This is a genomic window from Duganella sp. CY15W, assembly GCF_009857555.1.
GTDB classification, from domain to species: Bacteria; Pseudomonadota; Gammaproteobacteria; order Burkholderiales; family Burkholderiaceae_D; genus Rugamonas; species Rugamonas sacchari.
The window spans coordinates 1,196,387-1,221,268 of the sequence record NZ_WWCQ01000001.1; the positions used below are offsets into that span (position 1 = coordinate 1,196,387).

General features: G+C 62.2%; 19 protein-coding genes. 8 read left to right on the plus strand and 11 right to left on the minus strand.

Going from position 1 to position 24,882, the window contains the following annotated elements; translation table 11 throughout:
- Nucleotides 1-26: 26 nt before the first annotated feature.
- From tssI to tssK, 3 genes are read right to left on the minus strand one after another with little or no spacing between them, the layout of a single operon-like run.
- Entirely contained in the window at nt 27-3,686 is a 3,660-nt protein-coding gene (gene tssI, locus GTP58_RS05680) for a type VI secretion system Vgr family protein (protein WP_161076609.1), read from the minus strand.
- Entirely contained in the window at nt 3,687-4,451 is a 765-nt protein-coding gene (icmH, locus tag GTP58_RS05685) for a type IVB secretion system protein IcmH/DotU (RefSeq protein ID WP_072784297.1), read from the minus strand.
- A gap of 11 nt (nt 4,452-4,462) precedes the next feature.
- The gene (gene tssK / locus GTP58_RS05690) at nt 4,463-5,788 is read right to left on the minus strand and encodes a type VI secretion system baseplate subunit TssK (RefSeq protein WP_072784299.1); all 1,326 of its coding nucleotides are present in this window, start codon (nt 5,786-5,788) and stop codon (nt 4,463-4,465) included.
- Between the two features lie 204 nt (nt 5,789-5,992).
- Between tssK and GTP58_RS05695 the strand changes: the two genes are divergently transcribed.
- The 8 genes from GTP58_RS05695 to tssH are packed head-to-tail and all read left to right on the plus strand — an operon-like array spanning nt 5,993 to nt 15,221.
- The gene (locus tag GTP58_RS05695) at nt 5,993-6,604 is read left to right on the plus strand and encodes a hypothetical protein (protein WP_229215432.1); all 612 of its coding nucleotides are present in this window, start codon (nt 5,993-5,995) and stop codon (nt 6,602-6,604) included.
- Between the two features lie 17 nt (nt 6,605-6,621).
- Entirely contained in the window at nt 6,622-7,134 is a 513-nt protein-coding gene (gene tssB / locus GTP58_RS05700) for a type VI secretion system contractile sheath small subunit (protein ID WP_072784303.1), read from the plus strand.
- A gap of 1 nt (nt 7,135) precedes the next feature.
- On the plus strand, nt 7,136-8,617 hold the full coding sequence (gene tssC / locus GTP58_RS05705) for a type VI secretion system contractile sheath large subunit (protein ID WP_072784305.1): 1,482 nt from the start codon (nt 7,136-7,138) through the stop codon (nt 8,615-8,617).
- 45 nt (nt 8,618-8,662) lie between these two features.
- Nucleotides 8,663-9,154, plus strand: a complete 492-nt coding sequence (locus GTP58_RS05710; protein ID WP_072784307.1) for a type VI secretion system tube protein Hcp — start codon at nt 8,663-8,665, stop codon at nt 9,152-9,154.
- A 6-nt stretch (nt 9,155-9,160) separates the two neighbouring features.
- Complete coding sequence (gene tssE / locus GTP58_RS05715; RefSeq protein ID WP_072784309.1) at nt 9,161-9,655, plus strand: type VI secretion system baseplate subunit TssE; 495 nt, start codon at nt 9,161-9,163, stop codon at nt 9,653-9,655.
- A 2-nt stretch (nt 9,656-9,657) separates the two neighbouring features.
- A complete protein-coding gene (gene tssF, locus GTP58_RS05720) occupies nt 9,658-11,502 on the plus strand; it encodes a type VI secretion system baseplate subunit TssF (protein WP_161076610.1) in 1,845 nt (614 codons plus the stop codon).
- Nucleotides 11,466-12,554: a type VI secretion system baseplate subunit TssG gene (gene tssG / locus GTP58_RS05725; protein WP_161076611.1), complete on the plus strand. Its 1,089-nt coding sequence runs from the start codon at nt 11,466-11,468 to the stop codon at nt 12,552-12,554. Before tssF ends, tssG begins: the two co-directional genes overlap by 37 nt.
- Nucleotides 12,555-12,566: 12 nt before the next feature.
- Nucleotides 12,567-15,221, plus strand: coding sequence for a type VI secretion system ATPase TssH (gene tssH, locus GTP58_RS05730; RefSeq protein WP_161076612.1), 2,655 nt, complete (start codon nt 12,567-12,569; stop codon nt 15,219-15,221).
- Between the two features lie 66 nt (nt 15,222-15,287).
- Here tssH and GTP58_RS05735 read toward each other — a convergent pair whose 3' ends face one another.
- From GTP58_RS05735 to tssM, 8 genes are read right to left on the minus strand one after another with little or no spacing between them, the layout of a single operon-like run.
- On the minus strand, nt 15,288-15,788 hold the full coding sequence (locus GTP58_RS05735; protein ID WP_161076613.1) for a hypothetical protein: 501 nt from the start codon (nt 15,786-15,788) through the stop codon (nt 15,288-15,290).
- Between the two features lie 5 nt (nt 15,789-15,793).
- On the minus strand, nt 15,794-16,432 hold the full coding sequence (locus GTP58_RS05740) for a GNAT family N-acetyltransferase (protein ID WP_229215433.1): 639 nt from the start codon (nt 16,430-16,432) through the stop codon (nt 15,794-15,796).
- An 18-nt stretch (nt 16,433-16,450) separates the two neighbouring features.
- Nucleotides 16,451-17,281, minus strand: a complete 831-nt coding sequence (locus tag GTP58_RS05745; RefSeq protein WP_161076614.1) for an endonuclease/exonuclease/phosphatase family protein — start codon at nt 17,279-17,281, stop codon at nt 16,451-16,453.
- Between the two features lie 44 nt (nt 17,282-17,325).
- Nucleotides 17,326-18,081, minus strand: a complete 756-nt coding sequence (locus GTP58_RS05750) for an AAA family ATPase (RefSeq protein ID WP_161076615.1) — start codon at nt 18,079-18,081, stop codon at nt 17,326-17,328.
- Complete coding sequence (tssA, locus tag GTP58_RS05755) at nt 18,078-19,136, minus strand: type VI secretion system protein TssA (RefSeq protein WP_161076616.1); 1,059 nt, start codon at nt 19,134-19,136, stop codon at nt 18,078-18,080. The genes GTP58_RS05750 and tssA overlap by 4 nt, the downstream gene beginning before the upstream one ends.
- Nucleotides 19,137-19,158: 22 nt before the next feature.
- Nucleotides 19,159-19,923: an OmpA family protein gene (locus tag GTP58_RS05760; protein WP_161076617.1), complete on the minus strand. Its 765-nt coding sequence runs from the start codon at nt 19,921-19,923 to the stop codon at nt 19,159-19,161.
- Nucleotides 19,924-19,926: 3 nt separating this feature from the next.
- Nucleotides 19,927-20,913, minus strand: a complete 987-nt coding sequence (tagF, locus tag GTP58_RS05765; protein ID WP_072784324.1) for a type VI secretion system-associated protein TagF — start codon at nt 20,911-20,913, stop codon at nt 19,927-19,929.
- Nucleotides 20,910-24,854, minus strand: coding sequence for a type VI secretion system membrane subunit TssM (gene tssM, locus GTP58_RS05770; RefSeq protein WP_161077273.1), 3,945 nt, complete (start codon nt 24,852-24,854; stop codon nt 20,910-20,912). Before tssM ends, tagF begins: the two co-directional genes overlap by 4 nt.
- Nucleotides 24,855-24,882 lie beyond the last annotated feature (28 nt).

A 24,882-nucleotide genomic window follows, 5' to 3' on the forward strand; every position in this document is an offset into this window, starting at 1 on the left:
AAACAGTATTAAAACAAATAATAATCTCAGACGATGTCGCATTTGATTTTACGTCCCAGTTTGGCGCATAGCAGCGCTTGAACCTCAATGGCGATATTCCATGCATGCCGTGGCTTGACCACGGTCGATGGATTGGCCGCCATGATGGTGGCATCCGGCTCGTCGGGGTCTTTGCCATCAAACGGCGCCACAATCGCTTCGCTCATGGTGCCGTCGGGCTTATAGTACTTCACGGTTTCGGTGGAGTCCTTCACATAGGAGTACTCGTCCGGCAGACCGTAGCAGTGGCCAAATTCATGCGCATAGGTCCATTCATCCGTCGCCGTCGACACGTCGATGATAGGGCCGGTGACACCTTCACGATCATAGCGCTTGTGGATGTTGAGCTTATAGTGCTCGCCGGAGTCCACCCACTTGATTTTATACACGATCGGCAAGGTGCGCTTACCGCACTGCGGATCCGTGATCTCCATCTTGAACTTATTGTTCCAGTGGGCGTTCAACCCGGCTTCTGCCAGTCGTTTGACGTAGGCCACCACGGCTTCGCGCTGCTTGGCGCGGGTTGCCGCAGCTGGTGTTCCTTTGTCTGACTCTTCCAGCGCCTCGCCCACGGCATCGAGCACCGTTTGCGCGTGCAGGCGCAGCTCAGCGACGATCTCCGTGTTGGATTTGACCGGCACATAGATCTTGTACTGCACGCTGATATTGTAATTGTGTGGTGCGCCGGCCGCATCGTAGCTCTGGCAATAGTGGCCCGGCGTCTTGGTTTTGATTTCCTTTTCGTAGTCTTCCATCCAGCATTGCGGTAGCTTGACCTTGACTTCCTTGCGCTGTTTGTTATCAACCGGCGTGGTCGACGAGGCACCTGCTGTCTTGAATTTCGGATCACGGGTGGCCGGTACCGGCTGTTCCGGTTGTTCCACGCCGGTATGCAGCAGTTCGATCACCAGTTGCTCCACGGCGGCAGCGGCAATGATGTGCGTCAGGCCTTTCTCGTCCGTCATGCCTTCTTCGTAGCTGCCGTCGGCGCGTTTGATGCGGTAAGGCTGGCGTGGCATCAGCTCACCGCTATCGCGGTCTTTGAGGACGAACGCTTCGTCATACAGTTTCAGGCGGCTGTCCGGCAAACCTGGCATCGTGGGGGGCGCGCTACCGCCGCCTTCAAACACGTGCTGGCCACCCTTGACGGTAAAGCTGCCAGGGCAGGCGAAGGTGATGTCGCCGCCTTCCAGCGTGATGGAGGACTGGCCGGCTTGCAGTACGATTTTCTGGTTGGCTTTGATCTCGATACTGTCGTTGACGGAGATGACCTTGACGGCTTTATCGGCCAGGATTTCCAGCTGGTCGGTGTGCGCCTGCAGCGATACCGGGCCATTGGCCGCAATCGCCTGGATGCCGCCCGCGTGGCTGAAATAGCCCGCCGCATTGGCGGAGACGGAGGACAGCGTATGCTGCGCCGTCATGTGGATGTCGCCTTGCGACGTCCATTGCAGCTGCTCGCCGGCGAACAGCACGGTCGATGCGGGCGTGGCCCAGTTGATGCTGGCCGGGGCGTCCATCAGCACCAGCGGATCGGCGAATTTTTCTACCGGCTGTGAGGCATCCAGATCGCGGGCGTCTTCTTTGGTCTTGCTGGCATCCTGGCCGTTGACGGCGCCGTCGTGCTTACCTTTTTCTTTGGGATCGATACGGGTCAGCATGTCTTCCTGCGCCTTGGCCGCATCGGCACTGGACAGCGCCTGCTGCTGTTTGGCGGCATCGACCATGATGCGGCTGAGTTCACGGCCGGTTTTCAGCGCACGCACGGCTTCGGCCATGTCCATCTGCGTGGAGCTGACGCCGCTGCCTTGTGCGTTGCGCGCGCTGGTGGTGAGCAGCACGCCGCCGCCGCCGCGGATCACGGCCCAGGCGTCGGTGCGCAGCTCAAAGCCGGAACCGCGATAGGCGCCGCGTTGCGCAGAGGCGGGCGCCTGTTCGATCAGATAACCCAGGTTGAGCTGGGTGGCCGCGCTGCTGGTGGCAAGCCGTGTGCGTACCTGGCCCGGCGTGTCGTCCAGCTGCCATTGGTTGTAGCCGCCGCCATCAAAGTTATGGCTATGGATGCCGGACAGCGTGCCGGCGTGGTTGGCGCCGGAATCTTCGCCGGCCGCGTAGGGCGGCGTGTCAGACCCGGTGTACAGCTGGGCCACCACCAGCGGGCGATCCATGTCGTTGTCGATGAAATCCACCAGCACTTCGGTGCCGATGCGCGGTGTGAACTGCGAGCCCCAGTTGGGGCCTGCCAGCGCTTCCGCTACGCGCACCCAGGTGCCGCTGCTATCGTCGCCGGGGGCGCTGCCGTGTGCGTCGGTGTCGTGACCCAGGCCGCCAGCATTGGCGCCGTGGCCGCGTTGCCAGGCAAACTGGATGCGTACCTGATGGTCGCGCGTGGTGGTGGACACGGCACTGTTGGCGCCGACCACGATGGCGGTCTGCGGTCCGAGTGCTGTCGCAGCCTGCGGCGCGGCAATGCCGCGCGGGACGATGGGCACAGCGGAACGCACGCAGCCAAAGCGGTTGCGATACGTCCCGGCCTCCAGCAGGTCGGCCAGTTTCTGTACTTGCGACGTGAAGTTGTTGCGCGCTTCGTGTTCTACCCACAGCGCGGTAAAGCGGTTGTCTTCCAAGTAGCGCTCATGCTGCGTCAGCGCAAAGGCGTGACCGGCGGCCAGCTGGCGCACCGCGCCTTCGCCTTCAAACACCTTGTTGTTCAGCTCCAGCGCTTGCAGCATCAACTGGCTGTACTGGTCTGGTTCACCGCTGGCGTTGGCGATGCGTTCGCCGCCGCCGTCGTACACGGGCAGTGACGGCAGCTCGCCCGCGTCCAGCGACGATTCCTGTTCAGCGGCGGGCGCCAGCAATTGCGCCGGGTCCCAGCTGCTGATGCCGACGGCATTCGGCTGCACCTGGCGGCGTGCGGAAAACTGGTCAATGGCGTCGGCGCTGTCGGTGGCGCGTACGCCATGGAAGCGGATGTCGGCGCCGCCCGGCATATCGGGCGCCTGCGCTTTGCTGTCGAAGATCACCAGCTTGTGGCGTGCCTGGCCGTCCTGCGTTTGCTGGTCCGGCTGGTCGTGTTCAAAGCGCCAGCTCAGGCCCTCGGAGGCCAGCAGGCGGGTGAAGAATTCCAGATCGCTTTCGCGGTACTGGGTGCAGATCGCGCGTGGCGCCAGTGTTTGCGTGACGTCGAATTCAAAGCGCAACTGCGGATAATCCGCCAGCAGCTCGGTGACGATACCCTGGGCGTTCAGATCCTGGAAGATATAGCTGTCGCGGCGCAGGCGCAGCAGGGCCAGCGCCGGTTCCAGCAGCAGGCGATAGCGCGCGGTGCCGCCATCGGCGCCCAGCCACGCGGCTTCGGTGCAGATGCCGTGCCATGCGCGGCGGCTGCCGTCAGCTTGCAGCAGGGTGATGGTGAGCTCTTCGCCAATGAACTGGTTCAGGTCCAGATCCGTCGAGGTGCTCAGCGCATCGACTTCAAACGCGTACAGCTCATTGACGCCTTCGCGCCCGGCGAAGCGTTCCGCCATCAGGGATTCCGGTAGCGACGAGTCCTGCGCGCTGGCCAGCGTAATCAGGCGCGCGTGCTGGCTCAAGCCGGTGCCAAACAGCCCCAGTGCCGAGGGGATTAATGCAGCGATATCCATTTACGGCAAGGTGATCGTCAGGTTGGCCTGGCGCGGCGCCAGCTTGACGACATCGTTATAGGCCGCCACCTGCTGCTCGGTATTGCGGTTCAGCGAGGTGCGCAGACCGATGTAGCCCAGCACGCAGATCAGGCCAAACACGGAACACAACACCCACAGCGGCAGGTCGCTGCGCAGCTTGTGGACGATCTGGTCGGGACGTTCCGCATGCGGCGCAAAGCCGCCACGCTTGCCTTTCATGTTGGCGATTTCGTCGCCGAGGCGCGCGGTCAGGTAGTTGAGTTTCTCCGAGCCTTCCAGAATGTAGCGGCCCTGGAAGCCCAGCAGCAAGCACATATGGAACACTTCCAGCGCCTGCAAATGCGCGCTGCCGCGTGCGCGCAATGCTTCCAGGCGATGGAAGAAGTTTTCGCCGGCCAGCTGTTCGCCGAACAGCGCCAGTTGCAGCGGACGGCGTTCCCAGGCGTCGCGGATGGCGAAGTTGGAACGCAGGATGATCTCATCCACGGCTGCGCAGAATGCGTATTTGGCGGCGTCGATATCGTCGGGCGAGGCGCCATGCTTGCGTGCGGCGCGGTTGAAGTCATCAAGGAACTGCGACATCTTCTGCGCAAATTCGGCATTCTCCTGCGGGCCATTGCCGTTCTTGAGCATGAACAGCGCGTAGAAGCCGTCGTACATCAGGTCGAGCAGGGTTTGCGGCGCGTTGCTGGCCACTGGCGCAGGCGCTGCGCCCATCAGGGAAGGTGCGGAAACGGTATTCATGGTTTCGGGTCTCAGGAAGTAACGGCGACCAGTTCCAGCTTGAGGTCATGGATGCCGCTAGGGACGTAAATGGAGATCGACTGCGCCTGCAGCATGCGTTCGTACATCTGGCCCTTGGCCTCGATGGAGAAGTACAGGGCGTCTGGACGCACCGGCACGGCGGCCGGTACTTGCGGCGCGTGCTGCAGGCGCACGCCGGGCATGGCCGACAGCACGAATTTATCGACATCGTCCGGCGCACCGACCTTGAAGCGCAGCGGTACCACGTCCACCAGTTCACTGGCCGGCATGGCGGCGGAGACGGCGACATAGAACGTGGTCTTGTCGTCGATCTTGCCGGAATCGAGCATGCCGTGGTGGTAGGACGGTTTCACTTCGCGCAGCGCGATGGCGAAGTAGCGCGACGAAATCACGGTGTCCAGCAGCTCGCGGATGATCTGGTGCAGCGTGGCGAAAGCCGGACCCGGATCGTTGTGCTGGTACGGCGGCAGGTCGGCCAGGGTCCAGCTGCGCGAAAAGGTCATGAGTGCACCGGCCAGGCCGAGCAGCTGTTCGTACAGGCGCTCCGGATGCAGTGCCGGATGCTGGAAGTAGTGGGTCAGCGAGGCGAACGAGGAGCTGGCCGTATGCAGCAGCCAGAACGAGGACATATCGCCTGAACGGAATTCGATCACGTGTTTGCTTGGCTCGCGGTGATGGCCATACAGCGCCGCCACCTTGGCCTGCAGCGCATCGAGCAGGCGGCGCAGCTGCAGGAACAGCAGCGGCGCGGCGCGCAGGCTCAGGCTCGGCGGCACAAACGAGGCGTCGAGTTCAAAGCCGCCGGTGGCCGCACGGCGCAGGCGCAGCAGCGGGAAGTGGGTGTACGAATCGCGCGGATCGAATTCCGGCACCAGGCGCAGCGTTTTTTTCAGGTAGCTGAGCTGGGCCGACGCGGCTTGCGTGTACAGGTCCGGCGTGTCCTGGTTGCTCTGCTGGTAGCGCACCGCGCCTTCACCGAAGTTGCCGCCGAACGGTTTGAACGCCGGCAGCGCCGCGTAGTAGGTGATGGTCTGCTGCGATTGCGGCAGCTGGCTCAGGTCGACCGGATCGGGCAGGTCGTCGGCGCCGGGCGCATCGAAGAATTCGCCGTCCTGAAAGCGCACCGACAGCTCCAGCAGGCGCAGGCTGTTATTCGCCAGCGCATCGCGGTCGAGCTGGAGCTGGTTGACGCCCCAAGCGTACGGGTGCAGCGCCTGCACGCTTTGATGCAGGCGCTGCTCGTGGTAGCGGTCCTGCTGCTGAAAGTGTTGTGGGCGGAGGAACAGGCCTTCGCCCCAAAGAATCTTGCTGCTCATGCTGTGGCCTTTTTTGAAAGTATCAGAACACTAACATTTCTTTCGTTAAAGGGTCGCACGGATGGGTTCGTATTGTGCGCAGGGGTTGCCCGCACACGGTTGAGTTCAATTGAACGCGGTCAATAATAAATTTCTGATAACGTGGCGCCAGTCGCAGAACTTGTGTTTTTAATATTCCTATTTGATATCGTATTTGAGGTAAGCATGAAAACCGTATTCGCCCTCGGCCAAGTCGGCCGTTTCGCCAGCGCCGCTATCTGCGTGGCCGCGCTCAGCGCCTGTACCACCATCGCGCCAGTTACACCCGCAGTGGCCGCCAAGCCGAGTTTGCAATCGATGCTGTCCCAGGCCAGCACGGCCTCCGGCTCGGGCCAGAAAGAACAAGCCGTGACGTTGTGGAAGCAGGCTGCGGTCGCTTACCCAGCCGATAAATCGCCGTGGCTGAGCATCGCGCAGACCCGTTACGAGGCCGGCCAGTACGGCGACGCCATCATCAACGCCCAGGAAGTGCTGGTGCGCGATCCGAACGACACGCTGGCCAACAGCATCATCGCCATCAGCGGCCTGCGCCTGTCGACGCGCTCGCTGGCGGACCTGAGCCGCCAGAACAACCTGTCCGGTTCCCTGCGCACCGAATCGCAGGATCTGGCCAAGCTGCTGCGCGAGAGCCTGGGCGAAACGGTATTGGTGCCGCCAGCGCAGCCGCCAGTGCAGCAGGCGGCCACGCCGGCACGTGGCAAAGGCAAGAAGGCCCCGGCCACCCGCAAACAGCAGGAAGACGATGCCAGCGCGAATCCGTTTGGCGCTTTGAAGTAACCAGAAGGGAAAAGACCATGTCCAAGAACACGAGTGTGCAGAAGAAGCTGCAAAAAATCCGCCCGCCACGGGTGCAAATGACTTACGACGTCGAAATCGGCGACGCCATCGAGAACAAGGAACTGCCGTTCGTGATGGGCGTGGTCGGTGACTTCGGCGGCAATTCGGAAGTCGAGCAAAAGCGCCTGAAGGAACGCAAGTTCGTCAACATCGACCGCGACAACTTCGATGAAGTGCTGAAAGGCGTGGAGCCGCGCGCCGCGTACCGCGTGAAGAATGAGCTGAGCGAAGGCGGCGGCGAGTTTGCGGTGGATCTGAAATTCAAATCGGTGGACGACTTCCGCCCTGAATCGGTGGTGCAGCAGGTGGAACCGCTGCGCAAACTGCTGGAAGCGCGTACCAAGCTGGCCGACCTGCGCAACAAGCTGGCGGGCAACGACAAGCTGGAAGACATCCTCAACGATGTCCTGCACAGCACCGAGAAGCTGGCCGTGCTGGGCCAGCAAACCGCAGACAAGAAGGAGGACTGATATGTCCGCACAACTGACGCCAGGCGGCGCACCGGCCGTCGCCGAAATGGCTTTGCTGGACCAGATCGTCGAGCAAAGCAAGGTCGCCAAGTCCAGCACGGAACATGCGCGCGCCAAGGATCTGATCGCGGAACTGGTCAACCAGGTCATGGAAGGCACGGTGGTGGTGTCCGACAATCTGGCCGCCACCATCGATGCCCGCGTGGCGGAGCTGGATCGCCTGATTTCGGCGCAGCTGTCGGCCGTGATGCACGCACCGGAATTCCAGAAGCTGGAAAGCAGCTGGACCGGCCTGCATTACCTGGTCAAGCACAGCGCCACCGGCCAGAACCTGAAGATCAAGATGCTCAACGCCACCAAGAAGGAACTGGTGAAGGACTTCCAGTCGGCGCTGGAATTCGACCAGAGCACCATGTTCCGCAAGGTCTACGAAGAAGAATTCGGCACCTTCGGCGGCGCCCCGTTTGGCGCGCTGATCGGCGATTTCGAAATCACCCGCCAGCCGGAAGACATGTACTTCATCGAGCAGATGTCGCACGTGGCAGCTGCCGCGCATGCGCCATTCATCTCGGCGGCGTCGCCCGAGCTGTTCGGCCTGGAGAGCTACAGTGAGCTGGGCAAACCGCGCGACCTGTCGAAAGTATTCGATACCGTGGAATACGCCAAGTGGAAGTCCTTCCGCGAATCGGAAGACTCGCGCTACGTCGGCCTGACGCTGCCGCGCTTCCTGGGCCGTCTGCCATTCAATCCAGCCGATGGCGCCACCGTGGAAGGCTTCAATTTCGTTGAAGACGTGGACGGCACCGACCACCAGAAATACCTGTGGTGTAACGCCGCCTACGCGTTCGGCACCAAGCTGACTGCGGCGTTCGAGGACTACGGCTGGTGCGCAGCGATCCGCGGCGTGGAAGGCGGCGGCCTGGTGGAAGACCTGCCGACCCATACCTTCAAAACCGATGAAGGCGAAGTGGCGCTCAAGTGCCCGACTGAAATCGCCATCACGGACCGCCGTGAGAAAGAACTGAGCGACCTCGGTTTCATCTCGCTGGTCCACTGCAAGAACACCGACTACGCGGCCTTCTTTGGCGCGCAGTCGGCACAGAAGGCCAAGAAGTACAACAGCGACGCCGCCAACGCCAATGCGGTGCTGTCGGCCCAGCTGCAGTACATCTTTGCGGTGTCGCGCATCGCCCACTACATGAAGGCCATGATGCGCGACAAAATCGGCAGCTTTGCCGCTGCCAGCAATGTCGAGGACTTCCTCAACCGCTGGCTAACGCAGTACGTCCTGCTGGACGATAACGCCAGCCAGGAACAGAAGGCGCAGTTCCCGCTGCGTGAAGCGTCGGTGCAAGTGTCGGAAGTGCCGGGCCGTCCGGGCGTATATCGCGCCGTGTCGTTCCTGCGTCCTCACTTCCAGCTGGACGAACTGTCTGTTTCACTCCGATTGGTCGCGGAGCTCCCGGCATCGACCAAAACCTAAGCAACGTAGTAAAGCAATCTCTTTAAATTTTTGAAAGGAATCCCCATGGCAATCGACGTCTACCTGCAAATCGACGGCATCAAAGGCGAATCGGCAGACACCACCCACAAAGACTGGATCGAAGTGAAATCGGTACAGTGGGAAGTGCTGCAACCGAAATCGGCCACTGCGTCGACCGGCGGCGGTCACACCGCTGAACGTACCGAGCACAAAGACATTGTAGTGAGCAAGCTGGCTGACCTGGCGACGCCACTGCTGCTGCAAAATTGCTCGTCGGGTAAAACCCTGCCGAAAGCAAAGCTGGAATTCCTGCGCGCTGACGGCCAGGGCGACCGCGTGAAGTACTTCGAAATCGAACTGGAAAACGTGCTGATCTCCAGCGTGGCGCCAGCTGTCGAACCAGGCAATATCCTGACCGAAGACGTGTCGCTGAAATACTCGAAAGTGAAGTGGAAATACACCCAGCAAAAAGTGGGCGGCGGTTCCGGTGGTAACACCTCCGGCGGTTGGGATCTGTCGGCCAACAAAACGGCCTGATAGCGCATGAAAGGATTTACTCCGGGTTTATTCGACCGCCTGATGGATGCGCCGCTCCACGGCGCCAGTGGCACACTACCGCGCCTGTCCATCGAGGACATGAAAGATGCGGTAGCGCGCGACCTTGAAGCGTTACTCAATACGCGTGCGGTCATCCCGGAGGAACTCCTGAAACGTTTTCCAGAGTGCGGCCGGTCGATCGCGACTTATGGCCTGAATGATTTTGCCGGCCTGTCGCTGTCCAGCACGGACGACCGTGCTTTCATTTGCCGCAGTCTGGAAAGGGCGATCGCCCGCCACGAGCCTCGCCTGCGCAATGTGCAGGCGTCGCTGGAGCTGCGGGCGGACGCCGTCAACCGCCTGAATTTTGCCATTACCGCGCTGTTGGTGGTTCACAGCGCACATGAACCGGTCAATTTTGACGCGGTCCTGCAGCCCTCAAGCCTGCATTACACCATCAGCAAAGCGAGACGCGTTAGCCCGTTGCCGCTGGGAGCCTGAGATTGGAACAATTATTACCGTATTACGAACGGGAGCTGGGATTCCTGCGCCGCTACTCGCGCGAATTCGCTGAACGCTACCCGAAAATCGCCGGCCGTCTGCTGATCGCCGGCGAGGTGTGCGAGGACCCGCACATCGAACGCATGATCGAGTCGTTCGCACTGCTGAACTCCCGCATCGCCAAGCGGCTTGATGACGACTACCCCGAGTTTACCGAGGCACTGTTTGAAGTGCTGTACCCGCACTATCTGCGGCCGTTTCCATCGTGCTCGATCGCGCGCATGGACTTCAGCGGCGCGGCGGCGCAGCTGACTACTGCCAGCGAGATCCCGCGCGGTACGCAGCTGACCACGCGCCCGGTGCGCGGCGCCGCCTGCACCTTCCGTACCGCTTACCCGGTGACGGTCGCACCGCTGGCGCTGAGCGCCGCACAGTTCGACGCCATCATCGCCACACCGGAAGCGCTGCGCCCGCCGCAGAACGCCACGTCCAGCATCAGCCTGACCCTGTCGGTGACGGCGGAGCAGGTGAATCTGGGCCAGCTGGGCCTGGGCAAGCTGCGCGTATTTATCGACGGCGAACCGTCGTTCTGCGCCGCGTTGCGCGATGCGCTGTTCACGCGCGCGGTCGCCGCCTATGTGGAAGCGGACGGCAATGGCCGCTGGACGCCGCTGCACAAAATTCCCGTCACGCCGGCCGGCTTCGCGGAGGAAGAGGCGCTGATCGATTTTTCGGCGCGCTCGCACACCGCTTACCGCCTGCTGACCGAGTACTTCTGCTTCCCGGAGAAGTTCAATTTCTTCGACATCGACCTGCATGCGCTGACCGGCGTGGTGCCGGCCGGCTGCAAGTCGGTGACGCTGCACCTGGCCTTGTCCGGCATGCGTACCGACTCCAACCTGGCGCGCATGCTGGCGACCCTGAGCACCAACAACGTGCTGCTGGGCTGTACGCCGGTGGTCAACCTGTTCCGCCAGCGCGGCGAACCTATCCGCCTGACGCATGCGTCGGCCAGCTCTCCCGTGCTGGCCGATGCGCGCCGCGCCTTCGCCTACGAGGTGCAGGCGATCGAGTCGGTCAAGCTGGTGCGCCAGACGCCGCAAGGCGAATCGGTGCAGGAATTTCGCCCGTTCTACTCGCTGCGCCATGGCCAGACGCCGGACAAGAACGGCCACTACTGGGTTGCGCGCCGCGATGAGGACATCGCTGAAAAGAGCCCCGGCTACGAAACGCACATCTCGATTGTCGATATCGACTTCGATCCGGCCGAGGTGGAAACCGATACCCTGAGTCTGGAGCTGAGCTGCACCAACCGCGATCTGCCCGCAGCGCTGAGCTACGGCATGCGCGGCGGCGACCTGTTCCTGGAGGGCGGCTCCAGCGTGCGCGCGATCAGCTTCCTGCGCAAGCCGACACCGTCGTACCGTTTTGAACGCGGCCGCGGTGCACACTGGCGCCTGATTTCGCACCTGTCGCTGAACCACCTGTCGCTGACGGGCGGCGGCCTGGATGCCTTCCGCGAGATGCTGACGCTGTATGACCTGCCACGTTCACCGTCGTCGCAGCGCCAGATCGGCGGCATCGTCGCGGTTACGCACAAAGCCGCCAATACCTGGCTGCCGGGGAATCCGTTCGCCTGTCTGGTGCGCGGCATTGAAGTATCGCTGACGGTGGATGAAGAAGCCTTTGTCGGCAGCGGCATCCACGCTTTCGCGCAGATTGTCGAACGCTTCCTCGGCCTGTACGTACACGCCAACAGCTTCACGCAGCTGGTCATCAAATCGAATAAAAACGGAGAGGAACTGCTGCGATGCTTGCCCCGAAGCGGCGATTTGAGCCTGCTGTAATCGAGCGGCTGTTCGCGCAGCCGCATCGTTTCGAATACTTCCAGGCGGTACGCATGCTGGAGCTGTGGCTCAAGAAGCACGGCGCGCCGCAGGATGGCGCGGTCGCGAACTTCCTGCGCTTCCAGAACTCGACTTCGTTGGCGTTCCCCGCCAGCCAGCTGGAGGCCCTGCAGCCGGAACCGCGCAATATCGCCACCAATGCGTCCAGCCTGAGCGAAGCACTGCAAACGGCGCAGCTGCGCTATATCCGCATCACGCCCGCGTTCATGGGTTTTTTGGGCAGCAACGGCACGCTGCCCGCGCATTACACCGAACGCATTGCGGCGCACATGCTGTACCAGAAGGACGATGCGCCGCGCGCGTTTCTGGATACCTTTTCCAACCGCGCGCTGGCCCTGTTTTATGAGGCGTGGCGCAAATACCGGCTGGAGCTGAAATACCAGATCGACGGCAAGGATGGCTTTCTGCCGCTGCTGCTGTCGCTGGCCGGCATGCACAACCCGTCGCTGCGGCGCCGCCTGTCGGACAGCGGTGATGGCGTGCTGGATGAATCGATGGCGTACTTTGCCACCGCCATGCGCCAGCGTCCGGCGTCGGCGGTGCAGATTGCGCGCGTGTTGTCGGAGTATTTCAATCAGCCAGTGCGCGCCGAGCAGTTCATCGGTTGCTGGTACACGGTGCCGGATATCCAGCAGACCATGCTGGGCATGGCCAACGCGGTGCTCGGTGGCGGCGCGATGGCCGGTGAGCGCGTATGGCAGCGCGACCTGCGCGTGCGGCTGGTGATAGGCCCGCTGGACCGGAAAGGCTACGAATCCTTTCTGCCCGGCGGTATCGCAGCGAAAGCGCTGGAGAGCATGCTGACCATGTTCACCGGCGTCACGCTGGAGTATGAAGTGCAGCTGGTATTGCGCGCCGAAGACGTGCAGGGTGCCCGGCTGGAAGAACCGCGTCATGGCGGACGCTTGGGCTGGGACAGTTTCCTGGTCACAGAGACGCAGCAGCAGGACCGCAGCGACGTGCGCTACGAGATCCACGCAATGACATCATAAAAGGATAAGAACATGAGCATCAATCTGAAAACGCTGATCGGCAAGTTGAACGACACCAGCCGCGCCGCTGCCACGCGTGCTGCCAGCCTGTGCGTGTCGCTGGGCCAGTACGAGGTCGATATCGAACACCTGTTCCTGGCATTGCTGGAGCAGCCCAAGAGCGACGTGGTGTTGATCGCCCGCCAGAACGATATCAGCGTGAACCAGCTGGAAGCCGATCTGCGCGCAGAAGTAGGGCGCTTCAAGAACGGCAATACGCGCACACCGGTGTTCTCGGCCCGTCTGCCCAAACTGTTTGAAAACGCCTGGCTGATCGCCTCGCTGGATTTGCAGGACAACACGCAGGTGCAGATCCGCAGCGGCCATCTGCTGCAGGCGCTGTTGACGGATACGGAGCTGGGCCAGCTGGCTGCGCGCAGCTCCAAGCTGTTCGCGCGCTTCGACCTGGAACAGATCAAGCACAATCTGGACAAGCTGACGGCTGGTTCGGAAGAGACGCCGCTGTCGCAGCCCGCTGGCGGCGACGATAGCGGCGATCCGGTTGGTGAACTGCAGGCGCGCGCTGCCACCAAGACGCCAGCGCTGGACCAGTTCACCACCAACCTGACGCAGCGCGCGCGCGATGGCAAGGTCGATCCGGTGATTGGCCGTGATGTGGAAATTCGCCAGGCCATCGACATCCTGATGCGCCGCCGCCAGAACAATCCCATCCTGACCGGCGAGGCGGGCGTCGGCAAGACCGCCGTGGTGGAAGGCCTGGCGCTGCGCATCGCGCAGGACGACGTACCGGACGTGCTGAAAGGCGTGGAGATCCACACGCTGGACATGGGCCTGCTGCAAGCTGGCGCCAGCGTCAAGGGCGAATTTGAAAACCGCCTGAAAAATGTCATCGACGAAGTCAAGAAAAGCCCGCATGCCATTATCCTGTTCATCGACGAAGCGCACACGATGATCGGCGCCGGTGGCCAGGCCGGCCAGAACGACGCGGCCAACCTGCTGAAGCCAGCGCTGGCGCGCGGCGAGCTGCGTACCATTGCCGCCACCACCTGGGGCGAGTACAAGAAGTATTTTGAGAAGGATGCTGCGCTGGCGCGCCGCTTCCAGGTCGTCAAGGTTGAAGAGCCGAGCGAAGAACTGGCCTGCGCCATGTTGCGCGGCATGGCGCCGCTGATGGAAAAACACTTCGGCGTGCGCGTGTACGACGAAGCGATAACCGAGGCGGTACGCCTGTCGCACCGCTACATCATGGGCCGCCAATTGCCGGACAAGGCCATCAGCGTGCTGGATACTGCATGCGCCAAAGTGGCGCTGGGCCAGAACGCGACGCCGGCGCGTATTGAATCGCTCGCGCGCCAGATTGAACGCATCGACGCGGAAGTCACAGCGCTGGAGCGTGAGCAGGCCGAAGGCGGCGCATCGCGCGTGGTGCGTCTGCAAGAGCTGGGCGATGCCCGCACGGCAGCGGATGAGCAGCACAAAACGCTGTCCGAACGCTGGGAGAAGGAAAAAGCACTCACGGCGGAAATCATCGCGGCCCGTTCTGCGGCTGCGGCGCCTGCGGTGGAAGGACAGGGCAGCCAGACCCGCGACATCCAGGCCATGCTGACCGAACTGCGTACCCTGCAAGGCGAAACGCCGATGGTACCGGTGCAGGTGGATGGTCATGTGGTGGCCGAAATCGTCGCCGGCTGGACTGGTATCCCTCTGGGTAAAATGGTCTCGGACGAAATCAAGACGGTGCTGCGCCTGAAAGACATGCTGGAACAGCGCGTGCTGGGTCAGACCCACGCGATTGAAGCCGTGGCGCAGCGTGTGCGTACCTCGCGCGCCAATCTGGACGATCCGAACAAACCGAAAGGCGTGTTCCTGTTTGTCGGTCCGTCAGGCGTCGGCAAGACCGAAACCGCGCTGGCGCTGGCGGACGTGCTGTATGGCGGCGAGCGCAAACTCATCACCATCAACATGAGCGAGTATCAGGAAGCGCACAGCGTCTCTGGCCTGAAAGGTTCGCCACCGGGCTATGTTGGCTATGGCGAAGGCGGCGTACTGACCGAAGCCGTACGCCGCAATCCTTACAGCGTGGTGCTGCTGGATGAGGTGGAAAAAGCCCACCCGGATGTGATGGAGCTGTTCTTCCAGGTGTTTGACAAAGGCGTGATGGACGATGCGGAAGGCCGCGAGATCGACTTCAAGAACACCATCATCATCCTGACTTCGAATGTGGCATCGAGTGCGCTGATGCAGGCTTGCCTGAACAAGACGCCGGAAGAACTGCCATCGGTGGAAGCGCTGGAAGAACTGGTGCGTCCGCAGCTGATGAAGCAGTTCAAGCCAGCTTTCCTGGGCCGCCTGAAAGTGATTCCGTTCTATCCGATTCCGGATGATGTGCTGGTCGAGATCATCAAGCTCAAACTCGGCAAGATCGCGCACCGCATTGCGACCAACCACAAGGCGGAGTTCAGCTACGACGAAGCGCTGGTGGAAGCCGTGCTGGCGCGTTGCACGGAAGTGGACTCCGGCGCCCGCAACGTCGATAACATCCTCAATGGCACGCTGTTGCCGGAGATCGCGGAAGCGGTGCTGGCCCGCATGGCGGAAGGTACGGCGATTGGCAAGATCAAGGTCAGCGCCAGCAAGGCTGGGCAGTTCAAATACACTGTGAAGTAAAGCGCTAGCCCGGTGGTTCGCGCCGCCGGGTTGGCTTTCCTGCAAAATCAGGAGTAAGACTCATGGTTAGTCGATACTCCCTTTGATTTCGGTTATGGTCCGTAGCGCGTCTTCCGGTACTGCCTCACTGCGCCGCCTCATGGTGAATGTTTCGCCGGTTGGCGCATTGCATGTCAGTGTCTGGCTAGTTACGCTGTAAAGACAGGGAAAGCTGGCTTTTTCCAATTTTGCAGACTGCACGCCGTTAGGCAAGAACGGCTTCACCAGCAGTCCATCACTCGTCACATTTGCCCGGACCGGAAATCCTATGATCGCCCGTGGGCCGGGCTTGCCATCATCGCTGCCGTCTGCACGCTGCGCTGGCGTCGTTGAACCGGCAAGCAATCCGAAACCGTCTGCGAGCAAGTACATCTCGGTTTGCTTGTCTAAGCCGTCGTACAGCGATTTTCCGGTTCCCCAGGTGCCTGTTAAATTCGCTGGCAACGGATCTGCCGCATGTGCGGAGAAATGTAAACAGCCGCATACCACTAGAACCTGTGCACGTTTCAGGCAGATGACGGAGAACACGGAAATTAAGCCCCAGGTAGCACTGCAGTCGACCAGGGAGCGATGACTTGCCAGTCAAGGCGGGTGTAGAGCGCACGGCCATCTTCTGTTGCCACCAGCAGCCGTTCGCTGGCGCCTGCCTTGGCGGCGATAGCGTCCAGTGCCTGCATGACTACCGATCCCAGGCCGCGCCGGCGATGGGATTCGGCAGTTTCGATCTGGTCAAAGACGGCGCAGCCCTGATGCAGCGTCATGCGGCCGGATGCCGCCTGTTCCTGGCTTTCGTGCATGACGCGTACCAGATGGCCGTTGGGCTGCGCATCGACCACGACCTGGTAGCCGGAGGGCGTCGCCGTCAGGTGTGGTGGCTCGGATGGACCCAGCATCAGATAGCCAGGGGCTTCCACATGCCAGCGAGCCGGCAAGGCTTGCCGTAAGGTGTGCGGTTCGACGGCCGCCTTGAGGAAAATGAGGGGCTCGTGTATGCGGTCGGCACATGCCTGCAGGGCGGGGCCGGCATCGATAAACACATAGCGTCGCAACTGCGTCGGCAAGCCGACTTCCACGACCAGGCCACCTTCACAAGGCTGCGGCATCGGCACGCTGCGGGATAAAGTCCAGCCGATCAGCCAGCGTTCGGCGGTTGCAAGGTCTATCGTTTTCAAGCCAGGTTCTCCATCAGGTTAGTTGGCCAGGCGCAGGCGGGTGACGACCGGGAAATGGTCGGACGGATAGCGCGCCTCCACCGAGTCGGTGAGCACCGCATAGCGCAGTACCTGCCACTGCGGGCTCAGAAAAATGTAGTCGATGCGTTCCCGGGCCGGCTTGGCGACATCGAAGTCGTTGAAGGTGGCGGCGGGACCGTAGGGCGGTGTCAGGCTGATCGACTTTGCATCGCGCAGTGCGGCGTTCACGGTGGCGAAGGCTGTGCTGTCCGGCGTGCTGTTAAAGTCGCCCATCACGATCAGCGGCAGTGAACCTGCCAGCGCACGGCCGCGCTGGACCAGCAACTGCGCCGATTCGCGCCGTGCGATTTCGCCTTCATGATCGAAGTGTGCATTCAGCACCAAGAACATCTGACCGCTGGGTTTATCGCGCAGCCGTGCCCAGGTCGCAATGCGCTTGCAGCAGCGGGCGTCCCAGCCCATGGACGGCTTGTCCGGCGTGGCGCTGAGCCAGAAGTCACCGTGGTCTTCCAGCGCAAGGCGCGCGCTGCGATAGAAGATGGCGGAATGCTCGCCGGCGTCCTTGCCGTCGTCGCGGCCGGCGCCGACGCGGGCATAATCGCCCAGCGCATCCAGATCCTTGAGCTGATTTTCCAGGCCTTCCTGCGTGCCCCAGAGGTCGAAGTCATGGTAGCGCACCAATGCGCGCATGGCGTCACGGCGCGCCGGCCAGACGTTCTTGCCGTCGTTGGGATTGTCGTAGCGGAGGTTGTAGGTGGCGATGTTCAGGTCAACCTGAGCGAAAGCGAACGGTGCGAACAGCAGAAGCAGCAGGGCGAAGCGGCGCATAGGACTCCCGTCGAAAGTGAACGTCGATTCTATCAAAATAGCGGCTACGCGTCTTTTGCCCCCAGCAGAATGTCAAGCATGCGTTTGGGGTTGACCACGAAGTCGTGCATCACCTGAAAATGCTCGGTGTCTTCGTAGCGAATCCGCTGGATGCCGGTGTCCGAGCATTGGTAGACGTAGGCGTCTGGATAGGCCATCAGGATCGGCGAATGGGTACTGATGACGAACTGCGAATCATCGTTTGCCAGTTCGTGGATGCGGCTGAGGAGCGCGAGCTGGCGCTGGGGCGAGAGTGCCGCTTCCGGTTCGTCCAGGATGTAGAAACCCTTGCCGCCGAAGCGGTGCATCACGAGCGACCAGAAGGACTCGCCGTGCGATTGCTCATGCAGGGATTTTTTGCCGTAGGAGTTGATGATCGGCGGCCCGCCTGGCCCTTTGTCCAACTCCTCGATTTCTGTCGCGAGGTTGAAGAAGCTCTCCGCGCGCAGGAAGAACCCATCCCTCGGACGCCTGATGCCTTTGGATAGCCGGATGTACTGGTGCAGCGTTGAATGGGACGCGCGCGTGTTGAAGCCAAAATTTTTGGTTCCGCCCTCCGGATTGAAGCCGAACGATACCGCGATTGCTTCCAGTAGCGTCGATTTCCCCGAACCGTTTTCGCCGACAACAAACGTGACTTTGGGGTGAAGCTCAAGGACGTCAAGATGGCGCACCGTCGGCAGGCAAAACGGATAGCGGTCAAAGCTTTCGATGTCGTCGGCTCTCAGGCGTACTTGCGAAACGTATTGTTTGGAGATCATGCATCGGATTGTACGCCCAACAGCTCCTCGATGTGAGCAAGTGATGCCTGGTCTTTTACCACGGAACGCAGCCAGGTGTGCAGATCCTGTTCAGCTGCCGCTGCGGCCTTGTCGGCAAAGTAGGAGGCAGGACTATGCGGCTCGCTGCGACGGAAAAAGTCCGCCACCGCGCGCAACTGTGCCACCGCCTGCGCGCGATTGCTGATGACACCAGGGCGCGCCGGCGGCATCGGCGCAGTGTTTGCAGCGCCGGCGTCGGCGCCGATACCGGTCGACAAACCGGATTCCTCCGCTTCACCCGGCTCGCTGGCGCCAGTAGCGCCGCCAGCTGCAGTCGCCGGGGCAGGTACGGCGCGCAGCATGGCCTTGACCGCATCGCGCGCTGCGGCGAAGCCTGGAGCGTCGTTGCCGAGACGTGCGTCAGCCACGCGCTCCAGCTGCTCCAACGCTTCAATGCAGAACTGCGCATCGGCACGGAAACTGGCGGAGAATTGTGCCGAGTTATTGCGCTTGGCGGTTTCGATATCAGCCAGGCGCGGTGTGCGGCTTTGCTGTGCTTCATCGCCGCTGGTGGCGCGCTTGCGGGCTTCTTCGATATCGATGGTGGAGTAATCGCCATTTTCGGTCAGGCCGATTTCGCGCACCAGCCCTGGAGTGCGCGACAAGATCCAGCTCAGGTTACCAATGCGCTGTTCGTTGTCGCCATCGTCCGCGCTCGGATACAGGCCCTGGTTCCAATACTGGTCGCACAGGCCGGCCAGCAGCTGGAAGCCTTCGCCGAGACCGCGCAACTGGTGCACGCGTGCGCCAGCTTCGGTCAGCCAGACGGCCAGCCGCAAGTCCTTGCTGGATTTCTGCAGCAGATGGGCGCAGCGGTCAACCACGAAGGGCCAGTCGGCTTCCTTCAATTCGGTCACCCATTCGCCCTGGTCGAGCGAAGGGTCGTCAAACTTGCGGGCCTGGGCGATGGCGTCCAGCTCAGATGAAAACGACAGGTCGGCGCCGGCCGGCTGGCTGTCGCTGATGGGTTGCAGCAGTTCTTGTGCAGAATACATGGTGTCCTCTTTCGGTCGGCGCTTACTGCGCCATGCGGAATTCGATGCGGCGGTTGCGCGCGCGGCCTTCCGGCGTGTCATTGCTGGCCACCGGGCGGTCCGGTCCCTGGCCGCTGGCGCTCAGCAGCTCGCTGTTGATGCCGTGGCTGGACAGATACGCCTTGACCGCCTCGGCGCGCGCCTGGCTCAACCCCTGGTTGGTGGCGCGCAGGCCCGCACTGTCGGTGTGGCCGATGATTTCGACCTTGCGGTTACTCAGCTTGCGCAGCGCGGCGACCATTTCATCCAGAATGCCTTTGCCGGCCGGCGTCAGTTCGGCCTTGCCGCTTTCGAATTCAATGATACGGTTGGCCAGTGCGCTATCCAGCACACCCTGATCGGCAGCCGATACGCGCAAGCCGTTATTTACCGTGTAGGTCGGATTCAGGCTGGTGGCGATGTTGCTGGCGATGCGCTGGCGTACTGCCTCGTTGCCCACTTCACCTCGCAGGCTCACGGTGCTACCGTCGATTTTTAACTGGCCACGGCTGATTTGCTTGAGGTCCGGGGTAAGCAGTTTCTGCACGTAGCCATTCCAGTTGGCCGGCGTCGCCACTTTGTCGATGGAGATCTGGTCCACCACCTTGTCTGCGCCATAGACTTCGCGCAGCTTGGCCAGCACGGCCGCCTTGCTGGCTTCATCGGGCAGGGTGCCGGCCGCCAGCACCTGGCCTGGCTGTGGCGCCGCTGTCTGGGCAAGGGCGCTGCCGCCGGTCAGCAGCAGGACGCTGAAAATAAGAGTACGCATGATTCAGGTTCCAATAAACGCCGTGCGGACCGACTCCAGCGCGGACTTGAGTGACAGGGATGGCTGGGACAGATAGGTGGACAGCTTCTTGACGGCGTAATCGCTGTCGGCTTGTTCTTCCACCCAGTCCAGCTGCTCGAACGCGATGTGCTGTTCCTGCGCGGCTTGCGGGTCCATGATGCCGTGCAGCGTCGCCGCCGACGCACCCGAGAAGCCGAGCAGCAGCACCGGCTGTTCGTGCTGGCGGGTCAGGAACATGGCCAGTTCGAAGTCGGCGCGTGCCAGGAACGGCGTAATCAGGTGCATCCAGAAGGCGGCCACCAGGTTGCGGTACATCGGGTCCTGCGGCAGCGGCAGCAGCAGTGTCTTGTCGAGACGGCTGGAGCTGCTGGCCAGTACCGGCTGCAGCAGCATGCCGAGTGCCAGCAGCACTTGCCGCGACGAGCCGCGGAAGCCTGCCTGCGACAGCAGCGCATCGAGCCCGCCGATGGTTTGCAGTTCGAGGAAGTCATCAAACGTGGCTTGATAGGCGGCGCTGCGCAGATCCAGTTCGACGGCCTCGCTGGCTGCGAGCTGTAACGGCACGGTGGGGTCACCGGCAGCGACCACGCTGCTGCTCAACGCTGCGAGACGGGTCCACAGGCGGTTGAAGACCAGCGGTGCGGTTGGCACAAAGCTGGCTGGTTCGGCGACTTCCACGCTGCTCGTCATCAGGAATGGAAAGCGGCGTTGCGACTGGTCGCTGCTGGCGACGATGTGGCCGGCGATCGCATGTCGCCGGCGCGGGCCGACGAAGGCGAAATGCAGTGGCGCGACGGCGTCGTAGTTCAGTTTCCAGCGGGCGTCGGTGCTCATCAGGTCCATGGCCTGGGCCAGCCAGTCGTCCAGGACTTTAATCAGCGCTGGACTGTCGCCGCCTTTGACGAAATCGCCGCGCCCGGGGATTTTGCCGAAATAGCCAATGCTGGCAATGGTGGCGCCGCGGCTCATGGCTGGGCTCCTGCGGTGCGGATTACACCGGGCTGCACCGGCGCTGGCATGGTGGCCGGCGTTGGCGCGGACGGCGGCGGCGCTGCTGGCGCGCGCACAGGCGTACCGGCAGGCGCACCGGCAGGGCTGACTGCCGGCGTGGCGGTGGCAGGTGCGGAGTCAGGTACTGGTGCAGGCGCTGGAGCGGTCACCATATCCGGCAGGCGCAGGCGCTTGAAGCCAGCCGTCGGCGCCGCCGCAGCTTGTGCCTGCACTGGCGGCGGCGCGGTGCCGATGATCTTGAGATTGGCGGTCACGGAGACGCCCGAGTTATCCCAGGTCAGTTCGAACGCGCCATTGTCCTTGCGTTTGCGTTTGGCCGCGTCGATCATCTTCTTGAGGCCAAAGTGACCCGACTCGTTGAACACCACAATGCTGCGGCCTTCTGGTGTGATGGCGGTAATGCGCGCGCCTGGCACACCTTGCGGGTTAGGCCACGCCATGTGTACCCAAGGCTGCGGCTGGCCGCGCCAGCGCAGGGCCTGCCCATCGATCTCGATGGTGAACTCGGTGGCGCTGACAGCACCCAGCGCCTGCAGGTCGAAGCTGGTCTGGCCTTCGCCGCCGCTGGAGGCTGCGGCATTGGCGACACCGTTGGCCGCCAGTGGCGCGACCCAGCCCGGGAAACTGGCGACGACAGGCGGCGCCAGATTGATGCCCATGTTGGCCCAGGTCTTGGTGCTCAGCGTGTCGCCACGGCGTACCACCAGTGGGCCGATGGTGGTGTTGAAGAATTTGGCGATGGCGCCGTCCGGACCAAACACCGTACCGATTTCCGCATTGCTGGCTTCCGCGCGCGATTCGGTGGCGAAAGGATATTTGGTCGCCAGCGTCTGACGGAACGGTTGCAGCACCTGCGCTGCCCACACCTTGTTGATCTCCGCCTCGGTAGGCTGCACGATCACGGCGAACGATTGTATCAATGGACGCACCAGCAGCGGACGGATGGCGGCTTTCTGCGCATCGGTCATCCCGGTCAGCATTTGTTCATCGACGTATTTCAGTGCGTCAGCCAGTTCGGAGCCGCTGCCATCCAGCGTTTGCTGCATCAGCTGCTTGGCGCCAGGGCCTGGGTCGCCCTGGTTCTTGATCTGATTGAAGCGGCCGCGCAGCTTGGCCAGTTGGTCCATATAGCCGCGCATCAGCGACGCGTCCTTGTCCTTGGCGACCACCAGTTTCGCCACGCCCGAGAACTCGCGGCCGACCGGGCCAAGCGGCATGGCGGCATTCTGTACGCCGGCGGTGCTCACATTGACGTTGATCTGCGAAGGCTTCTGGCGCAGGATGGTTTCCTTGAACCAGCCGGTGACGCCGCGCTGCGCACGTTGCAGGCCAGCGTCAAGCAGCGATGGGTTGTCCCACGAGGTCTGTTCGTAGACGGTGTTCATCAACTTGTTCAGCGGCGAGGCTTGTGGATCGCCGAGACGGTTCATGGCGCCCGCTGCCTGGTCAAAGCTGGACAGGTCCTTGACGGTTACGCCTTGAACGAATTTCTGCCATTCGCGTGCGTAGTCGTTTTTATACAGGTCCACCAGTGCCTTCTGGATCTGCTCTGGGCTGCCTTCCAGCGTCAGGTCATCCTTGGACGAGGTTTTCAGCACCCAGTCGGCGCTTTGCAGTTCGCGGTTGGCGGCTTCGCGGAACGCGTCCTGCACGAAGCCCTGCCATGCGGCGCGCGTGAAGCTGCCCGGTACGGCGTAGCTGCCCAGCACCAGTTCCTTGTCCTGATCGCCGACGATGGAGGCCACCGTCACCGCCGGGAAGCGGGTCGCCGCACGTGCTTTGACGTCGGCGTAGACGCGTTCGCGCGCCGGCATGCCACGCACCACGCGGCGCAGGTTGTCGCGGGTCTGGTCAACCAGTGCCAGGCGCGAATCGATCTGCGGCCAGGAGGTATCGTTGATCTGCGCCAGGTAGAAGGAAATCATGCGTTCGGCGCTGCGTATCATCTGCTCGCGCGACATGGTGCCACGGTTGGTGTCGAGCCACACACGCCAGAAGCGCGTCAGCTGATCGTTCAGGTGGCCCGCTTCGGCACGCGATTTATCGCTCAGCATCAGGTAGGTCTTGAGCGCGTTGTAAGCGTCTTCCGCGTCGGTTGGCGCAGCATCCTTGAATTGCTGGGCGCTGTTGTTGATGGCCGCCGCTGCTTCGGCCTGCGTTGCGTTGGCGGGCGCCACGTTGCCGCCCGAGGCGGCCGATACCGGCTTGGCCATCGGCTGCAGTTGGCCCGCGTTGTTGTTGACTTCCGCCAGGAAGGCTTCCAGCGTCTGGCTCACGGGCTTGAGCATGACTTCACGCACGCCGTTGAAATACTCTTCGCGCAGCTTGCGGTCCAGCAGCGTGCCCTGGTACAGGCCCAGGCTCAGCGACAGCGGGCGGTTCTGCTCATACTTGTCCAGCTGTTCGATGCGGTCCTGCAGGATCTCCAGCGCGGCAAAGCGCGATTGCAGGTCCATGGATTTCTCCTGCACCTTGATGGCCTGGTCGAGGTCTGCCTGAACATTGGCCACCAGCTGGCGGTTGTTCATGTACGACCAGCTCCAGCCGGCCAATGCCAGGCCGGCCAGTGCTACGGCGCCAAAGAAGGCGGCGTAGCGCACGCGCAGCTTGGCCGGACTGGCGTATTGCGCCACCAGGTCCTTGTCGGCAAAGATCACTTTGCGGAATAGGTTAAGCAGGAAGTAGCCTTGCTGCTGGTGGGCTTCTTCGTGATCGGCCGGCCTCAGTTGCAGGTCGAAGCGTTGCGCCACGCGTTGCGACGAGGCGGAGACGGATTCGCCTTCCTGCAGCGCGCTGGTGAAGTAGAAGCCACGGAACACGGGCTTGAACTGGAACGGATTCTCTTCAAACATCGTGGCGATAAAGGTGCGCAGCGATGGTTTGATGGAGCTGAACTCCAGCGGGAAGGTGAAAACGCCAGGCGGCATGCGCTCGCGCCATTGCAGCGCCATGTTGGCGGCGCTCAGGTCTTTCAGGCCCTCGTACAGTTCATCGAAGCGGGCGTCGAACTGGCTCAGGACTTCTTCGCTGGTGGTGCTGCGGCTATAGGGCAGGGTGGCGCCCCACACCTTGTCGCGTTCACCGCGTTCGCTGTCGTGGAAGAATTCGTTGAAGCCGTTAATCAGGTCGGCCTTGGTGAACAGTACATACACCGGCGCGTGCACTTCCAGGCGCTCGGTCAGCTCCTGCACACGCTGGCGCAGGTTCTTGGCCAGGTTGATGGCGAATTCCGGCCGGTTGCGGGTCAGCTCCGCCACGCTCACGGCGATGATGATGCCATTGATCGGCGCCTTCTTGCGGTATTTTTTCAGCAGGTCGAGGAAACCGAACCACTCGCCGCGGTCTTCATCGACCACCGAATAGCGGCCCGCCGTATCGAGCAGGATGCCGTCCGTGGTGAAGAACCAGTCGCAGTTACGCGTGCCGCCAACGCCTTGAATGATTTTGCTGTCGGCGAAAGGGAACTGCAGGCCGGAGCTGGCCACCGCCGTGCTCTTGCCGGCGGCCGGATTCCCGATAATCATGTACCACGGTAGCTCATACAACGCGGCATTGCCCGAGGTCTGGCCCAGTTTGGAATTCTTGATGGTGCCGATTGCGTCGAGCATGCGCGTGCGCAGCGCTTCGGTTTCCTGGCGCTGGGCCGGATCAGCCTTCACCGGTTTGGACGCCTGCTGCTCGAGCATGTCGCCCAGTTTGCCGGCGGCGCGCTGGCGTTTGCGGTAGCGCCAGTACCAGACGATGGCGCCAAAGGCCAGTGTAATCGCCAGGACGGTCCAGGGCACGGAGGCGGGCCATTGCAGCAGCGCGGCTGTAATGAACAGCAGTGCGGCAAAGGCCAGCCAGCCAATGACAATCAGCGTGCGGCGTTGGGTCAGGAAGAGCCAGAATTTTTGCATCATGATAGGACTCGGTTGCTTGGAGTAG

Excerpts from the sequence above, each read along its gene's own strand:
- tssM (WP_161077273.1), bottom strand. The coding sequence starts at position 24,854 with ATGCAAAAATTCTGGCTCTTCCTGACCCAACGCCGCACGCTGATTGTC.
- tssH (WP_161076612.1), top strand. The coding sequence starts at position 12,567 with ATGAGCATCAATCTGAAAACGCTGATCGGCAAGTTGAACGACACCAGC.
- tssG (WP_161076611.1), top strand. The coding sequence starts at position 11,466 with ATGCTTGCCCCGAAGCGGCGATTTGAGCCTGCTGTAATCGAGCGGCTG.
- tagF (WP_072784324.1), bottom strand. The coding sequence starts at position 20,913 with ATGAGCCGCGGCGCCACCATTGCCAGCATTGGCTATTTCGGCAAAATC.
- tssK (WP_072784299.1), bottom strand. The coding sequence starts at position 5,788 with ATGAGCAGCAAGATTCTTTGGGGCGAAGGCCTGTTCCTCCGCCCACAA.
- tssB (WP_072784303.1), top strand. The coding sequence starts at position 6,622 with ATGTCCAAGAACACGAGTGTGCAGAAGAAGCTGCAAAAAATCCGCCCG.
- GTP58_RS05695 (WP_229215432.1), top strand. The coding sequence starts at position 5,993 with ATGAAAACCGTATTCGCCCTCGGCCAAGTCGGCCGTTTCGCCAGCGCC.
- GTP58_RS05710 (WP_072784307.1), top strand. The coding sequence starts at position 8,663 with ATGGCAATCGACGTCTACCTGCAAATCGACGGCATCAAAGGCGAATCG.
- tssA (WP_161076616.1), bottom strand. The coding sequence starts at position 19,136 with ATGTATTCTGCACAAGAACTGCTGCAACCCATCAGCGACAGCCAGCCG.
- icmH (WP_072784297.1), bottom strand. The coding sequence starts at position 4,451 with ATGAATACCGTTTCCGCACCTTCCCTGATGGGCGCAGCGCCTGCGCCA.
- tssE (WP_072784309.1), top strand. The coding sequence starts at position 9,161 with ATGAAAGGATTTACTCCGGGTTTATTCGACCGCCTGATGGATGCGCCG.
- GTP58_RS05760 (WP_161076617.1), bottom strand. The coding sequence starts at position 19,923 with ATGCGTACTCTTATTTTCAGCGTCCTGCTGCTGACCGGCGGCAGCGCC.
- GTP58_RS05750 (WP_161076615.1), bottom strand. The coding sequence starts at position 18,081 with ATGATCTCCAAACAATACGTTTCGCAAGTACGCCTGAGAGCCGACGAC.
- tssI (WP_161076609.1), bottom strand. The coding sequence starts at position 3,686 with ATGGATATCGCTGCATTAATCCCCTCGGCACTGGGGCTGTTTGGCACC.
- tssC (WP_072784305.1), top strand. The coding sequence starts at position 7,136 with ATGTCCGCACAACTGACGCCAGGCGGCGCACCGGCCGTCGCCGAAATG.
- GTP58_RS05745 (WP_161076614.1), bottom strand. The coding sequence starts at position 17,281 with ATGCGCCGCTTCGCCCTGCTGCTTCTGCTGTTCGCACCGTTCGCTTTC.